The sequence below is a fragment of the Flavobacterium sp. GSP6 genome, assembly GCF_003984855.1.
GTDB lineage: Bacteria > Bacteroidota > Bacteroidia > Flavobacteriales > Flavobacteriaceae > Flavobacterium.
In genome coordinates, this window is record NZ_RYDO01000013.1 from 1 (window position 1) to 15,867 (window position 15,867).

Annotated in this window: 9 protein-coding genes; 5 read left to right on the plus strand and 4 right to left on the minus strand. The window is 34.5% G+C overall.

Annotated features, from left to right (window positions below; translation table 11 throughout):
• The first annotated feature begins 316 nt into the window (after positions 1-316).
• The gene (gene pafA, locus EKM03_RS12285; RefSeq protein WP_126460157.1) at positions 317-1,936 is read left to right on the plus strand and encodes an alkaline phosphatase PafA; all 1,620 of its coding nucleotides are present in this window, start codon (positions 317-319) and stop codon (positions 1,934-1,936) included.
• 339 nt (positions 1,937-2,275) lie between these two features.
• Here pafA and lysA read toward each other — a convergent pair whose 3' ends face one another.
• The 3 genes from lysA to gltB all read right to left on the minus strand — a co-directional run bounded on the left by lysA (position 2,276) and on the right by gltB (position 9,637).
• On the minus strand, positions 2,276-3,493 hold the full coding sequence (lysA, locus tag EKM03_RS12290; RefSeq protein WP_126460160.1) for a diaminopimelate decarboxylase: 1,218 nt from the start codon (positions 3,491-3,493) through the stop codon (positions 2,276-2,278).
• Between the two features lie 169 nt (positions 3,494-3,662).
• Complete coding sequence (locus EKM03_RS12295) at positions 3,663-5,117, minus strand: glutamate synthase subunit beta (RefSeq protein WP_126740497.1); 1,455 nt, start codon at positions 5,115-5,117, stop codon at positions 3,663-3,665.
• Positions 5,118-5,119: 2 nt separating this feature from the next.
• Entirely contained in the window at positions 5,120-9,637 is a 4,518-nt protein-coding gene (gltB, locus tag EKM03_RS12300; RefSeq protein ID WP_126740498.1) for a glutamate synthase large subunit, read from the minus strand.
• 406 nt (positions 9,638-10,043) lie between these two features.
• Here gltB and sucC point away from each other — a divergent pair, with 406 nt between their 5' ends.
• On the plus strand, positions 10,044-11,237 hold the full coding sequence (gene sucC, locus EKM03_RS12305; protein ID WP_126460171.1) for an ADP-forming succinate--CoA ligase subunit beta: 1,194 nt from the start codon (positions 10,044-10,046) through the stop codon (positions 11,235-11,237).
• Between the two features lie 75 nt (positions 11,238-11,312).
• Here sucC and EKM03_RS12310 read toward each other — a convergent pair whose 3' ends face one another.
• A complete protein-coding gene (locus tag EKM03_RS12310) occupies positions 11,313-12,116 on the minus strand; it encodes a DUF5694 domain-containing protein (RefSeq protein WP_126740499.1) in 804 nt (267 codons plus the stop codon).
• A gap of 220 nt (positions 12,117-12,336) precedes the next feature.
• On the opposite strand from EKM03_RS12310, the gene EKM03_RS12315 reads away from it, so the two are divergent.
• From EKM03_RS12315 to EKM03_RS12325, 3 genes are all read left to right on the plus strand, one after another.
• A complete protein-coding gene (locus EKM03_RS12315) occupies positions 12,337-13,377 on the plus strand; it encodes a sensor histidine kinase (RefSeq protein WP_126740500.1) in 1,041 nt (346 codons plus the stop codon).
• 3 nt (positions 13,378-13,380) lie between these two features.
• Positions 13,381-14,085 (plus strand): LytTR family DNA-binding domain-containing protein, encoded by a 705-nt coding sequence (locus EKM03_RS12320; RefSeq protein WP_126740501.1) that lies wholly within the window; start codon positions 13,381-13,383, stop codon positions 14,083-14,085.
• A 195-nt stretch (positions 14,086-14,280) separates the two neighbouring features.
• Positions 14,281-15,846, plus strand: a complete 1,566-nt coding sequence (locus EKM03_RS12325) for a YdiU family protein (protein WP_126740502.1) — start codon at positions 14,281-14,283, stop codon at positions 15,844-15,846.
• Positions 15,847-15,867: the final 21 nt, after the last annotated feature.

The window sequence follows — 15,867 nt, forward strand, 5'->3', positions numbered from 1 at the left end:
TGTCGTCGCCTTTCTTTATTTGAACCCCAGTCTGAAAAGACTGGGGTTCTTTTGTTTATAGATACCACGTGTTCGCCATGCGGGCTCGGTTCGTCGCCTTTCTTTGTTAATGTCCATTTCTATTATTATGGTGCAGTTTTTTTAACGAGATTTTTTTAATTAAATTAGTTTTTTAATAGTTTGAGAATTTTATTGACTTGTTTTCATGCTACTAGGATTGTAATGGTTATGTTACCGTTAAATTTATCTGTAGATTTTCCATAGTTAAGTTTTTTCGAAATCAAAAATGTACTTTTGTAACATTAAAATTTTTATTATGAAAAAAATATTTTTGTTTTGTGTCTTTATTCTTATGTCAAATTTGCAAGCGCAACAAAGACCCAAATTAGTAGTTGGTATCGTTGTGGATCAAATGAAAATGGAATATTTATATCGTTTTTCGGATGATTTTTCATCAAATGGATTTAAAAGATTAATGGATAAGGGGTACACTTTTCATAACATGCATTATAATTTTGTACCCACCTATACTGCCCCTGGTCATGCCAGTATTTTTACTGGAGCTACACCATCTACTCATGGCATTGTAGGGAATGATTGGTTTAATAAAGCGACAGGAAAGGATTTGTATTGCACTGACGATGCCTCTGTGAAAACAGTTGGGGATGGTTTAGAAAATGAGGGGGCTATGTCTCCAAAAAACCTTTTAAGCACTACTATCACTGATGAATTAAGAATGGCAACAAATTTTGAAGGCAAAGTAATCGGGTTGAGTATCAAAGATCGTGGTGCCATTTTACCAGCAGGTCACTTTGCCAATTGGGCTTTTTGGTACAGTAAAACAGGAGCCTTTATTTCAAGTACTTTTTATGGTTTAGCATTACCGGATTGGGTTACAGAATTCAATGAAGAAAAACGATATATGAATTATATCAATAGAGGCTGGGATTTATTTAAGCCGGTTGCTACTTATAATGAAAGTCTTGCAGATGATAATCCATATGAAGGAAAATTGGATAAAACTAAAAGACCTGTTTTTCCTTATGATTTGAAAGAAATTTATAAAGAAAAAGGGGCTGATATTTTACGTTCTACTCCTTTTGGCAATGATATTTTAGCTGACTTGGCGATGAAAGCTATAGAAAATGAATCCCTCGGAAAAGATGATATAACAGATTTTTTGACTGTTAGTTTCTCTTCTACTGATTATGTTGGTCACACTTTTGGGCCTCGTTCTATGGAGTTGCAAGATACTTATTTACGTTTAGATGAGACTATTGCTCAGTTTTTAACCTACTTAGATAAAACGGTTGGAAAAGACAATTATTTGCTTTTTTTGACTGCTGATCATGCAGGCGCCGAAAATCCAAATTATTTAAAAGATAATAAATACAATGTAAAAAATATACCTTCTAAAGATATTGTTGCAGCATTGAAAAAGTTTTCTAACGAAAGTTTCGGTGCTGATTTAGTTTTGGATTATTCTAATTTTAATCTGTTTTTTAATACAGAAATTATTAAGAATAAAGGATTGGATATGAATGTTGTAAAACAAAGTTTTAAGACGTTTTTGATGACACAGGAGCAAGTTAAAAGAGTGTATACTGAGGAAGAAATTTTAGCTTCTTCCGGAGATGATTATTTTTTGAGTTTTATTTCTAAGGGATATGATCCGAGACAAAATGGTGAAATTGTGGTGTTAGATAAGGCGGGTTACATGCAGTATCAAGCTACCGGAACTACGCACGGAACACTTAATAGCTATGATACTCATGTACCGTTGCTTTTTTATGGTTGGAAAGTTCCTAAAGGGGAGTTGCATGCTAAAAAGTATATTACGCAAATTGCTCCTACACTTTCACAAATGCTAAAAATTCCTTTTCCAAATGGTACGGAGTCTGAAGTGTTAGACACACTTTTAGATGACGATAAATAAACCTAAGTCGAGTTTAATAATAAAACGCCCGTCTTTACGATAAAGACGGGCGTTTTTTATTTTACAGGATTTTCAGAGTCTTGTTTAGGCTAAAATTTATTTTGTGCATTGCCTTCAAAAGGATTTAGTACAGTTGCGCCAATTGCAAATAAAGAACCATTCTTGAAAAATTTCCGTCTATTCATTGTTTCTTTTTTTTGTAAGAATTCCAAATGTAAAGAAACTACTTCACGCAGTATGTTAAGGATTGATTATTTTTTTTGGAATGAAACAGGTTTCAAATTGCTATGGGTTAATAATAAAAAAATCCCATTTGCATGGACAAATGGGATTCCTGTTTTAGACTGTCGCTGCTATGGGTAACGGAATCTGGTTTTTAAGTAAATCTTCAAAACTCTCGCGGGCACGGATTAAATGGCCTTCCCCATTTAGCCATAAAACCTCTGCTGGCTTGTATCTGGAGTTGTAATTTGATGCCATTGAGAAGCAGTAGGCTCCGGCGTTTCTAAAACATAAAATATCCCCTTCTTTGATTTCTGAAATCCTTCTGTTGTTTGCAAAAGTATCCGTTTCACAAATGTATCCTACTACGGAGTAAAAACGTTCTTTTCCTTTGGGGTTAGAGATGTTTTCGATATGATGTTGCGATCCGTACAACATTGGTCTGATAAGGTGATTAAAACCACTGTCTATTCCAGCAAAAACAGTCGAAGTGGTTTGTTTTACTACATTAACTTTAGCTAAAAAGAAGCCAGCCTCGCTAACTAAAAATTTGCCGGGCTCAAATATCAAGGTTAATTCTTTTCCATATTCAGTACAAAACGCATTGAATCTTTTGGATAGTTTTTTGCCTAATTCTTCGATGTCCGTTTCGATATCGTCTTTTTTATATGGCACTTTAAATCCACTTCCAAAGTCTAGGAATTCAAGATTTTTGAAGTTTTTAGCCGCATCAAATAATATTTCGGCAGCATATAAAAAGACTTCGATGTCTAAAATATCAGAACCAGTGTGCATGTGAATGCCTACAATATTCATTTTGGTGTTTTCTACAATACGAACAAGGTGTGGCAATTGATGAATCGAGATTCCAAATTTACTATCGATATGTCCTACAGAAATATTCGTATTTCCACCAGCCATTACGTGTGGATTGATTCGAATGCAAACAGGTACGTTAGGATGTTTAGTCCCAAATTGTTCTAATATTGATAAATTATCAATATTTATTTGAACTCCCATCGCGTTTACTTCTTCAATTTCTTCGAGAGAAACTCCGTTTGGAGTATAAAATATTTTTTCGGGTGCATAACCGGCATGAAGGCCTAATAGTACTTCTTGAATAGAAACGGTATCTAGACCAGCTCCCATATCCTTTAATAATTGGAGTATTGCAACATTTGACAATGCTTTCATGGCATAATTGATGCGTAACGTATCTACTTTAGAAAAAGCTTTAGTTAATCTATTGTATTGAGATTGTATTTTTTCGGCATCATAAACGTATATTGGACTGCCAAATTGTTCTGCTAATTGTAGTAAGTCTTTTGATTGCATGGTTATTAATTTTCAGCAAATTTATTACTCTTTATTTAGTCCTACAAGCTAATAACTGAATTCTAACAAATTACAACAAAAAGTTATAATTTGAACATCTATTGTTGATTTAAAAAAAAATAACCCTTGACAAATTTTTCTGTCAAGGGTTACAAAATGGTAGCAAGAATTATAAGTTGGGTAAATCACCATTTCCTTTGGTAGGTAAATTGGTATACCCCATCAAGTATTTATCAACTTCTCTGGCTGCCTCTCGACCTTCAGATATTGCCCATACAATTAAAGATTGTCCTCTTCGCATGTCACCTGCAGTAAATATATGAGGAACATTCGTTTGATAATTTGTTGCTTTATAATTGCTTCTCATATCAGTTTCTAATCCTAATTGATCACTTAATGTTTTTTCAGGACCCGTAAATCCCAGTGCCAATAAAGCTAAATCACATGGCCAAATTTTTTCTGAACCTTCTTTTTCTATCAATTCAGGTCTTTGTCCCGGTGTCATTTCCCAAGCCACTTCAACGGTTTTTAAACCTACAAGTTGGCCGCTTTCATTAGAAATGAATTCTTTGGTATTGATCAACCAGTTTCTATTACACCCTTCTTCATGTGAAGAGGACGTTTTTAATTGCAATGGCCAAAACGGCCAAGGGGTAGTTTCACTTCTTCCAACGGGTGGTTTAGGTAAAATCTCAAAATTAGTCACTGATTTAGCTCCGTGTCTGTTTGATGTTCCCACACAATCAGAACCAGTATCTCCGCCACCTATAACGATCACATCCTTACCGGTAGCCATTATTTGACCTGGAATTACTTCACCATATAGTGATTTAGTTTGTTGTGTCAAGAAAGTCATTGCCTGCACCACTCCTTGACTTTCTATTCCTTTGGTAGGTAAACTTCTTCTTTCTGTGGCGCCACCGCATAATACGATTGAATCAAAAGCATTCAATTCTTCAACACTATAGTTTACGCCAACATTTATATTCGTTTTAAAAGTGATTCCTTCAGCTTCTAAAACAGTAACACGTCTGTCGATAATTCCTTTTTCTAATTTGAAATTTGGAATTCCGTAACGTAGTAATCCACCAATGGCGTTGTCTCTTTCAAAAACGGTAACGGTGTGTCCTGCACGATTTAACTGTTGTGCTGCTGCTAATCCAGCAGGACCGGAGCCAATAACGGCGACTGTTTTTCCTGTTCTAACTTCTGGAGGTTGTGGTTTGATCCAACCTTCAGCAAAACCTCTTTCGATAATATTTTTTTCAATATTTTCAATTGCTACTGGCTCACTTATAATTCCTAAAACACATGACTTTTCACATGGAGCGGGGCATAAACGACCCGTAAATTCAGGAAAATTATTGGTTGATTGTAATATTTTCAAGGCACTTTCCCATTCTTCCTGATGCACCATATCGTTAAAATCAGGAATTAAATTTCCCAACGGACAGGCGCTGTGACAAAATGGAATCCCACAATCCATACACCTGGATCCTTGTTCTTTAATTTTATCTTTTTCTAACTGAATTGTAAACTCATTGTAATTTGATACACGCTCTTTAACTAGTATAGTGCTTTCATCCGTTCTAGTATATTCTTTAAATCCTCCTATCTTTCCCATAACTATAGTGCTAGTAGTTCTTCAATTTGTTTTTCTTCGGCTAATCTTTCTAATGCCTTTTTGTAATCAGTAGGCATCACTTTGACAAAATGGTTACGTTGGTTTTCCCAATCTTCTAAAATTCTTTTTGCAAGTGGACTATTGGTGTATAATGAATGATTTTTTATTAAACGTCTCAGTTTAGTAAAGTCATCATCTTCTAATGTTTCAAAAGCGACCATTTCCATATTACAAAGAGTAGCGTCAAATTTTCTATTTGGATCAAAAACATACGCAATGCCACCGCTCATTCCTGCTGCAAAATTTCTTCCTGTTTTGCCAAGGATCACCACTGTTCCACCTGTCATATACTCACATCCATGATCTCCAATTCCTTCAACAACAGCTGTTGCTCCCGAGTTTCGAACACAAAAACGTTCTCCCGCCATACCGTTAATATAGGCTTCGCCACTAATAGCGCCATACAGTGCTACATTACCAATAATGATGTTTTCTTCTGGTTTAAAAGTAGCAGTAGGAGGAACTTTAATAATTAATTTTGCACCAGAAAGTCCTTTTCCTAAATAATCATTACAGTTTCCATGTATTTTAAAGGACAAGCCATTAGTTGCAAAAGCACCAAAACTTTGACCTGCTGAACCTGTGAAATCTACCAATATGGTATCATCTGGTAATCCTTGTGCACCATATATTTTTGAAATTTCATTACTCAATATAGCTCCAACGGAACGATCTGTATTTTTAATATCAAATGTAACTCTCGTTTTCTCTTTCCTGTAAATGGATGGAATAGCGGCTTTTATGATGTCAAAGTCAAGCACGTGTTCTAGTGCGTGATCTTGTGTTGTAGTATTGTGGTTTGGAACCTCTTTTGCTTTTTCAGGTTTATACAAAATAGCCGATAAATCTAATCCGCTGGCTTTATAATGCTTGATGGCTTTATTGACATTTAATTTCTGAGATTGTCCCACCATTTCCTTTAAGGTTCTGTATCCAAGTTGCGCCATGATTTCTCTTAACTCCTCAGCAATAAAATACATAAAGTTAATAATATGTTCCGGTGTTCCTTTGAAATTTTTTCTCAGTTCTGGATCTTGTGTCGCAATACCTACGGGGCAGGTGTTCAAGTGACAGGCTCTCATCATAATACAACCGGATGCGACTAAAGGAGCAGTCGCAAATCCAAATTCTTCAGCTCCAAGTAAAGCTGCAATAGCTACATCACGTCCTGTTTTCAATTGTCCGTCACATTCTAATACGACACGGCTTCTTAAATCATTCAAGATTAAGGTCTGTTGCGCTTCGGCAAGGCCAAGTTCCCATGGAATACCGGTGTGTTGTAGTGAAGTTAATGGTGCAGCTCCAGTTCCTCCATCGTATCCTGAAATCAAAATCACATCGGCTTTTGCTTTGGCAACACCGGCAGCGATCGTTCCAACGCCCACTTCTGAAACTAATTTTACATTAATTCTGGCTTCACGATTGGCATTTTTTAGATCAAAAATTAATTGGGATAAATCTTCAATAGAGTAAATGTCATGGTGGGGTGGAGGCGAAATTAATCCAACATAAGGCGTAGAATTTCGTACTTCGGCAATCCAAGGCACTACTTTTTCGCCGGGTAATTGTCCACCTTCTCCGGGTTTTGCACCTTGAGCCATTTTTATTTGAATCTCTTTGGCATTGGTCAGATAATTAATAGAAACTCCAAATCTTCCGGAAGCGACTTGCTTGATAGCACTATTTCTTGAATCTCCATTTAAGTCTTTTTGGAATCGTTTTGGATCTTCTCCACCTTCTCCAGAGTTGCTTTTTCCACCAATTCTATTCATAGCAATTGCTAGATTTTCATGGGCTTCCTGACTGATTGAACCATAGGACATGGCTCCAGTTTTGAATTTTTTTACAATTTCGGTCCAAGGTTCGACTTCATCAATTGAAATAGGATCCAGATTATTGAACTCAAACAAACCTCTAATTGTCATTAGATTTTCACTTTGGTCATTAACCATGTCAGAGTATTCCTTATAACTTTCAGGACTATTTAAACGTACCGCTTGTTGTAATTTAGAAATCGTTGTTGGATTAAACATGTGTTTTTCTCCTGATCTTCTCCATCTGTAAATTCCGCCAATTTCCAGAGGCAGTAAATTACTCACTTTCGAATTTGGAAAAGCTTTCTGGTATCTTTTTTTGATTTCTTTTTCGATTTCCATTAGACCAATTCCTTCAATTCTGGAAGGAGTGTAGGGAAAATATTTAGAAGTGAATGTTTTATTTAATCCCAAAATTTCAAATATCTGTGCTGCTCTGTACGAATGTAGCGTAGAGATACCAATTTTATTCATGATTTTCAGGATCCCTTTTGCAATCGCTTTATTATAGTTTTTAATGGCATAATCTGCTTTAATACCAGTAATAAAACCTTCATTTACCTGGTTGTGAATAATTTCATTCACCATATAAGGATTGATTGCACTGGCACCATAACCAAATAATAAGGCAAAATGATGCGGCTCTCGTGGTTCTGCAGATTCAATGATGATTCCAAACTTAGAACGAGATTTCAGGATGTTCATCGAATGATGAATATAGGAACAAGCCAATAGCATTGGGATTGGAGCCATTTTTTCGCTTACTCCTCTATCCGAAATGATTACAATATTACAGCCTTCAGAAACGGCTTTGAAAGTAGCTTGAACTGCTCTTTCTAAAGCGCGTTCTAAACCATTTACTCCTTTTTCGATGTCGTATAAAGTTGTAATTGTTACTGATTTGAAATCAGCATGATCAATATTTTTTACTTTATCCAAATCCTCATTTGAGATTACTGGATTTTGAATTTTTAGTTTCTTACAATGTTTTGGAACAATATCAAATATGTTATAATCTCCCCCAATAGCCAGGCTAATATCAGTAATGATTTCTTCGCGAATCCCATCTAATGGTGGATTGGTAACCTGAGCAAATAACTGTTTGAAATAGTTGTACAAAAGCTGTGGCTGATCTGACAAAACCGCTAAAGGAGTATCATTTCCCATAGAACTTAATGCCTCTGCCCCTTGGATTCCCATAGGATTTATGATGGTCTTTAAGTCTTCTAGTGTATATCCAAAGAGTCTTTGTCTGGTCTCAAAATCAATATTTTCTACAGGAATTTGATTATGAGTATACGGTATTTGAGATAATTGTACTAAATTTTCATCCAGCCATTGCTGATAAGGACGTTTGGTAACAATAGCATTTTTGATCTCGTCATCTTCAATAATTCGACCTTCGTTCATGTCAACCAAAAACATTTTTCCGGGTTCTAAACGACCATGTTGCACTACATCTTCGGGTTTAATATCAAGAACACCAATTTCTGAAGACATAATTACGAAACCACTTTTAGTCAATGTATAACGAGATGGACGCAATCCATTTCTATCTAACAAAGCACCAATAACATTACCATCAGTAAAAGGAATAGAGGCTGGGCCATCCCAAGGTTCCATGATGCAAGCATTGTATTCGTAAAAAGCTTTTTTATCGGCGGACATCGTCTGGTGTTTTTCCCACGCTTCAGGGACAACCATCATCATAGCTTCCGGCAAGGAGCGGCCTGTCATCAATAACAGTTCAATTACCATATCCATTGAAGCAGAATCTGATTTTCCTTCTAAAATGATTGGAAATAATTTTTTGATATCGTCACCAAAAACATCACTTTTCATCAATTCTTCACGAGCACGCATGCGACTAATATTTCCACGTAGTGTATTGATCTCACCATTGTGGCACATGTAACGGAACGGTTGCGCTAATTCCCAAGATGGGAATGTGTTGGTAGAAAAACGTTGATGAACCAAAGCTAATCGGGTTACCAAATCGTCATCTAATAAATCCGTATAATACCTACTGATGTCTTCCGGCATCAATAATCCTTTATAGATGATTGTGGTGGTGGAACAACTGGAAAAATAGAACATGTGGCTTTCTGAAATCCTTGAATTTTGGATCGCATGTTCTGCAATTTTTCTCGCTGCAAATAATTTAGCATTAAATTGTTGTTCCGTTAGGTCTAAGCCTTTTTTACCCACAAACACTTGTTTCACGGTTGGTTCTTTCTCACCGGCAATTCGTCCTAAATTAGTGGCATCAACCGGTACGTCTCTCCATCCTAATATTTCTAAATTTTGATCGCGTATCGAAGTTTCGAAAGTCGTTTTACAAAAAACAACTTGGTTTTTACTTTTGGGCATAAAGACCATTCCTACGGCATATTGTTTTGTCTCGGGGATTTCAAAATCACAAACTTTCTTAAAAAAATCATGAGGGATATCAAATAATATTCCCGCTCCATCTCCCGTTCTGCCATCTGAACTCACCGCACCTCGATGTTCTAATTTGATTAGAATATCCAATGCTTTGTGTATGATATCATTTGATTTGATTCCATTTAGATTACAAATGAATCCTGCTCCGCAATTGTCGTGTTCAAATTCGGGCAAATAAAGGCCTTGTTCTTTAACTTTCATGCTTAATATTTTTTATACAAAATTAAAGATTTAGTAACATATAATAGGTGTAAAAGTTAAAAACGGCTTGTTTTTACAGTTATAGTAGAAAAAGGTTAAATAAAACATAATAATAGGATTTTAACGCATTCGATTTGATTTTTCTACAACGAGAAAACCAAATAGAAGCCGATGGATTGATAGTTTTGAAAGAAATATTTTACTGATCATTTTGCTTTTGAATTTATAACAAATTTGGAGTTAATCTTTATATTTTTTTATTTTGAAAGGAGTTGTAGTTTCGTTTGGACTATTGAAATTTAGACACCATTTAAATCAAAAAAAAAATAACAGTTACGTTTAATTTTGCTATTTTTGTGGCACTTTTATTCTGGAATAAATTCAGAATCCAGACAAATTCTATATTATGAACATACACGAATATCAAGGAAAAGAGATTTTAGCTAGTTACGGGGTTCGCATTCAACGCGGAATCGTTGCTAATAGTCCAGTAGAAGCGGTTGCTGCTGCTAAACAATTAACTACCGAAACTGGTACAAGTTGGTATGTTGTAAAAGCCCAAGTTCATGCAGGTGGACGCGGAAAAGGTGGTGGAGTTAAACTAGCAAAAAACTTACAACAAGTAGAAGAAATTGCAGAACAAATCATCGGGATGCAATTGATTACACCTCAAACTTCTGCGGAAGGTAAGAAAGTACATAAAGTTTTAATCGCTGAAGATGTTTATTATCCTGGTGAAAGTGAAACTTCTGAGTTTTATGTTTCTGTTTTATTGAATAGAGCTACAGGTCGTAACATGATTATGTATTCTACTGAAGGTGGAATGGATATTGAAGAAGTTGCGGAGCACACCCCACATTTAATTTTTACCGAAGAAGTGGATCCTTCTGTTGGACTGCAAGGTTTTCAAGCCAGAAGAATTGCTTTTAACTTAGGTCTTTCTGGAAATGCTTTCAAAGAAATGGTTAAATTCATCGATTCTTTGTACAATGCGTACATAGGTTCTGATGCGTCGATGTTTGAAATCAATCCGGTTTTGAAAACATCTGACAATAAAATTATGGCTGTAGATGCTAAAGTAAATATCGATGATAATGCTTTATACAGACAAAAGAAATATGCTGATATGCGTGACGTTCGTGAGGAAAACCCAATCGAAGTGGAAGCAAAAGAAGTAGGTTTGAACTATGTAGATCTTGACGGTACTGTAGGATGTATGGTTAACGGAGCTGGATTAGCAATGGCAACTATGGATCTTATTAAATATGCTGGTTTTGAGCCTGCTAATTTCCTTGATGTAGGTGGTACAGCTGATGCAAAACGTGTTGAAACTGCATTCCGTATTATATTGAAAGATCCTAATGTAAAAGCAATTTTGATTAATATTTTTGGTGGTATCGTTCGTTGTGACCGTGTTGCCCAAGGAGTTGTTGATGCTTACAAAAACATGGGTGATGCTATAAAAGTACCAATCATTGTGCGTTTACAAGGTACAAATGCAGCTATTGCAAAAGAATTAATTGATAATTCAGGAATGCCAATTTTATCTGCTGTTGAATTTCAAGAAGCAGCTGATCAAGTAAAAGCGGCTCTTTCTTAATTATAAAAATAGTACATATTCAAAATCCTGTTTGCCAACGCAAACAGGATTTTTTTTCGCAATCTACTTTTTAAATTATTTTAAAACATCTTTTAACTCTACAATTTCAAAGTTTGAATCGTATTTTATAAACTCGCGCAGCATAGCTGTATGACTTGCTCCAAGCAATATCATTATTTTCTCGTCTCTATTTTCAGTTATTTTTTGAATTAAAGAATAGATATAAAGATTTCTTCTATACCATTCTGAAACTAAATATGCACCTACAAAATTGTCTTTTTTTCCTGCTTTGTTGGCTGTTTCAAGATACCAATTTAAATCTTTGGTGTTTGATTCTTTTGTATTCAAATCTATGAGTAGCTCGGTTAAGGAATATTTAGCAATTTTTTGATTTTGAGATCTTTCATAATCTGCCATAGCTTCTTTGTTTTTTTTAATCAAATCAAATTGATTGGCTTCTTGCATACCTTTCACTAAGCTATCATACGGAAAACCTGCTTGATTGTAATCAATTGCAAATAATTTTTTATGACCTAATTTTTTAGCTGATCTAAATGCCAATTGTACCCTTTCATCGGCATCTTTACTCAATAAACTGTCTACGTTTTTCGAATAGAATATATCTAATTTCTCTTGTTTTTCATAGTTCCATTCTATGAAAATTTTGTCTGGACCAAAATTTTTAATTTTGTCTGTGATGCCTTCCAATTCTTTTTGACTTTTAGGTGTCATCACATTAAACGTATTTACCTTAGCAATATCGAGTCCTGGATTTTCAAAATGGAAAGTTCCAATTAATAAAATTTGTTTCTTTTTCGATTGTCCAAAAACAGGATTGAATACAATAATAAAAAGTAATAAAAAGGCGATTTTCTTCATGATGATTTGTTTTAAATTTAGCACAAATATATAGGAGTTTTTATAGTGATTTTTTAATTTTTGATGAACACCAAATTTCAAGATGTGAATATTGAATATTGATTGCTAAATAATTTCATGTGCTGTTTTAGATAGTTCATCCCTAAAAATGGCAGTTTTACATAAATATCGTTTTCATTTAGAGGCATAGTTGTATTTTTGAAACAATAAAGTACCAATTATGAAGCTAAGAATTCCGTTTTATCACCATATCATCCTTTTTTCAGGATTGTTTCTAACTTTTTATCTGTGGGATATTGGAGTGAATAATCGAAAAATGGAATTCATTTTCAACAGACTTTATTTTTTGTTTAATGCGAGTTTTGTTCTGGCAATTTTCATCGTTTATCTTTTTAATTTTTATACTTTTTGCGATTGGTTTTTAAATAAGAAGAAAATCATGCTGTATTTATTAAGTATCCCAATTTCCTTAGTAATCTTTGCCGGAGTACGTTATTTTTTGCAAGAAATTATTGTTTTTGAAATTACGGAAATTCATAATTACGCTGAAAAAACTAGAGGAATGAAGTTTTATATTCGGGATAATTTTTTCTTTGGATTACCAGCTGTAATTTTAAGTGCTTTGAGTTATTTGTTTTGGCAGTTTCAAGAGACACAGCAGCAAATTCAGAAATTACTTTTAGAGAATAAAAAGGCCGAATTTCAGTTGTTAAAATCACAAGTCAGTCCGCACTTTTTGTTCAATACTTTAAATTCATTCTACAGCCAATTGATTTTGAAAGATGACGAAATGGCTTCCGATATTTTAGTGCTCTCGGATTTGCTTCGTTATGTCATTACAGAAACAGATAAAGAAGAAGTATTACTTTCGAAAGAAATTCAGTTTATCCAAAACTACATTCATTTGCAGAAAAAAAGGTTTGAAGATCAGCTTTGTTTAGATTTTTTGATTGAAGGAAATTATTCAACCGAAAAAATTCTATCGTCTGTTTTAATTCATTTTACGGAAAATGTTTTTAAACATGGAAGACTAAATAATGTGGATGAAAAAGCACTTATTGTAATAAAAATAAAAGACGGGTTTCTTGAAGTTTCAACCTATAATCATAATGTGGAAGGCGAAAATTATTCTTCAACTGGAATTGGTTTTGAGAATTTAACAAAACGCTTAGAATACACCTATAAAGATAAATTTATACTTGAAAAAATAACGAAAAATAATACCTTTAAAACACACTTGAAAATTCCTTTAAAAAAATAATTTATGAAATTTAAATGTATCATTATTGATGATGAACCACCAGCGATTCGTATTCTTGAAAATTTTATAACAAAGATATCTTTTTTGGAAAAAATAGGTGTTTTTAACGACTCATTAAAAGCATTGGAGTTTATGAATATTCAAAGTGTTGATGTGATTTTTTTGGATATTCAAATGCCTCAATTAACTGGATTGCAAATCTCCAAAATTATTTCTAAAGATATAAAAGTCATTTTTACAACAGCTTATCCTGATTATGCTTTAGAAGGCTTTGAGCTAAATGCGATTGATTATTTACTAAAACCGATTTCTTTTGAGCGGTTTTATCAAGCGGCTTCAAAAGTGAATATTGTTCCAAAACGGGAGATTAATAGCAACAAGGAACTTGAATTTACTTTTATTAAAACGGATGGTAAAAATAAATTTTCTAAAATATTTTTAAATGACGTTTTGTATGCAGAAAGTCTTCAGAATTATGTATGTATACATACTGCTTTTCAAAAAATCATCACGCATTCTTCGTTGAAAAACGTAATTGAATCATTGCCACAAAATGATTTTGTTCAGATTCATAAATCATATGTTATTGCTTTAAAACAAATTGAAGCAACCGATAGTTTTTCTGTTTTTATCAACAATAAGGAATTGCCAATTGGTGCCACTTTTAAAAATGCTTTTTTTGAACGAATTGACAAAAATAAGATATAAAAAAATCGGGAGCGAAAGCTCAATTTTTTAATGCATTTGTTACCAGGCAAATGGAATCTTTTGAGTTTGCCTTTTTATAAATAAAATGACTTTAGTTATATAATAAAGTTATCATAACAGTTCAATTATGTCCTAGCTATCGAATACCTTTGTATTAGACTGGATTATTCCTAGTTTATATAAATCTGTTGCCAAATGAAACTCCACATAAAAAATAATTTCACTTCTGAATTGCCTGCTGACCCCATTGAAATCAATACACCAAGACAGGTTCAGCAATCGGCATATTCGTATGTGTTGCCCAAAAAACCATCCAACCCATCACTAATTCATGCTTCTAATGAAGTGGCTCATGCCATTGGCATTTCTGATGAAGACCTACTTTCAGCTGATTTTTTGGACATTTTTTCAGGAAGCACCGTTTATCCGGAAACAAATCCTTTTGCCTTGTGTTATGCCGGACATCAATTTGGGAATTGGGCCGGACAATTGGGAGATGGTCGCGCCATCAATCTCACCGAAGTTATTCATGAAAATAAGATATATACTTTACAACTAAAAGGAGCAGGTCCAACTCCATATTCCAGAACTGCAGATGGTTTTGCGGTATTGCGTTCTTCCATACGGGAACATTTATGCGCTGAAGCCATGCATTATTTAGGTGTTCCCACAACACGTTCGCTATCGCTTATGCTTTCTGGTGATCAGGTATTGCGCGATGTAATGTATAATGGAAATCCTGCCTATGAAAAAGGCGCTATCGTTTGCAGAGTGGCTCCGTCATTTACCCGTTTTGGTAGTTTCGAAATGTTTGCTTCTCGAGAAGATTATGTTAATCTCAAATTACTGGCTGATTTTACGATCAAACATCATTTTCCTCACATTCAAGGAGAAGGTATCGAAAAATATCTCGCCTTTTTTCAGGAAGTAACCCGAACTACACTTAAAATGATTGTACACTGGCAACGCGTTGGTTTCGTTCATGGCGTTATGAATACTGATAATATGTCTATTCACGGGATCACGATTGATTATGGGCCTTACGGTTGGTTGGAAGATTATAATTCCGGCTGGACACCTAATACAACGGACAGTCAACATAAAAGATACCGTTTTGGCAATCAACCTGAAATTGCACTCTGGAATTTGTATCAATTGGCGAATGCGTTGTATCCTTTAATTCATGAGGCCAAACCACTTGAAACTATTTTGGACGCTTTTAGTACGGAATACGAAAAGGAGTATTTGGATATGATGCGAAATAAACTCGGTTTCCAAATTAAAAAAGAATCCGATATTGTTTTGATTCAGAGTTTGACCCAATTGCTGGAACGGGTAGAAACAGATATGACGATTTTCTTTAGAAATCTGAGTGATGTTACTAAAGCTGATCTTGCAATTACCGCTTTCGATTCAATAAAAGACGCTTTTTACAATGAAAAGGATTTGGATGAAACGGTGTTGAAAGATTGGTACGATTGGTTGGAGAAATACAGCATTCGAATCAATGAAGAAATACTTTTGGATACAGAAAGAAAAAATCAAATGAATGCCGTGAACCCAAAATATGTATTGCGGAATTATATGGCACAATTGTGTATTGATGACGCGGATAAAGGAGATTATTCGTTGCTAAACGAATTATTCGAAATGCTTAAAAAGCCGTATGATGAACAACCAAATTTTCAAAAGTGGTTTGCCAAAAGACCCGATTGGGCCAGAGATAAAGTGGGGTGTTCTATGTTAAGCTGTAGTTCTTAAAAAGGGATTTGAAAAATATTA